Source organism: Marinobacter sp. EN3 (genome assembly GCF_000475315.1).
Lineage (GTDB): Bacteria > Pseudomonadota > Gammaproteobacteria > Pseudomonadales > Oleiphilaceae > Marinobacter > Marinobacter nauticus.
The window spans coordinates 1-229 of sequence record NZ_AXCC01000070.1; the positions used below are offsets into that span (position 1 = coordinate 1).

At 60.7% G+C, this 229-nt stretch carries 1 protein-coding gene; it reads right to left on the reverse strand.

The genetic code is table 11. The features are described from left to right. Positions 1 to 229 (reverse strand): contractile injection system protein, VgrG/Pvc8 family (locus tag Q675_RS35410; RefSeq protein ID WP_036193758.1); only part of this gene is annotated, 229 nt, incomplete at both ends.

Consider the following 229-nt stretch of genomic DNA (forward strand, 5'->3'; position numbering starts at 1 on the left):
TTCCCGGTGGTTAACACCGCCGGCATTTTGTTCGTGCATCAGGGCGTAGGCGGGGTTCTTGAAGGTGTAGTCCTTCATGGCCACGGTGGCGGCTTTGACCCGTTCTTCGTAGGCAAACTGGAACACGCAGGCCTGTTGGGTGCTGCCACCGGCTTTGGTGTTGCAGGTGACCGGGTCCAGTTTCGGGGCGTCGCCGTGGTGGTCGGCGAGAATCAGTGCCGGTTGTTCT